The sequence below is a fragment of the Paenibacillus sp. Y301 genome (assembly GCF_059445505.1).
On sequence record NZ_JCAIUL010000047.1, the window covers coordinates 1 to 928 of the forward strand.

The 928-nt window shown below is 35.0% G+C and carries 1 protein-coding gene; it reads left to right on the top strand.

From position 1 onward, the window contains the following. The coding region (locus AC1D69_RS25020; RefSeq protein WP_495458815.1) for a copper amine oxidase N-terminal domain-containing protein at window positions 1–766 on the top strand (766 nt) is incomplete at its 5' end. Between the last annotated feature and the right edge of the window lie 162 nt (window positions 767–928).

Consider the following 928-nt stretch of genomic DNA (forward strand, 5'->3'; position numbering starts at 1 on the left):
TGCATCTAACATTCAAATCAAGATTGACGGTGTTGTTATTCCATCCGAGGTGGAACCCGTAATTAGGAACAGTCGTATAATGGTGCCTTTACGTGTTATCAGTGAAAACTTAGGAGCCAATGTCGATTGGTTGGATTCTGAAGTTATCCTCACTAAAAACAATAAGCAGGTAATATTAAACACGCAAAGCAATAACGTAATGAAAAACGGTAAAACGTCTGTGCTTGACGTAAAACCATACATAAATAAAAACCGCACCATGGTTCCACTTCGCTTCCTTTCAGAAACATTTGGCTGTAAGGTCAATTACATTAATTCCACAGTTACTGTTGATTGCGAGGCATTGGTCATAGATGGTGTGAAAGTAATAACATTACAACTGGAGTACCATATGACGATGGGCGGCGTAGTACAGCAAAGTAGCGGTAACGCGTATAACGAAACATTTTATAATACTTTGATAGATAACTTAGGTAGTAAAGTCGAAGCTCCCGCAAATTATTCGTGGATGTATACCTCTGATACTCTTGGATCTTATTATAAAGGTTATCAATATGATTTTTTGAACCTAGAAGGTAATAGCCTGAAACGTTTTGATATTTATAGTTTAATTAAAGATTTTTCAGAAGAAGACTTAGAAGGATACCCAGAAGTTTTAATTCATGACGTTACTGAAAACCAATGGTATTTATTTAGCGATACGGCAATACAAACCATTCATCAGTTAAAAGGTGTGTTCAAAATTATCAGTAATACGATTGTATAGTGTAGAAAATGAAATATATTAATAAAATGTGCTCTTTATAAAGACATAAAATCTTAATAAATAATGACTAAGTAAAATATCTTATTAAGCTATCGGGACACGATAGCTCAATAAAGACACAACGGCAGCTGGTAAGTGGATCGGCTGCCGTTGTTCAGCTAA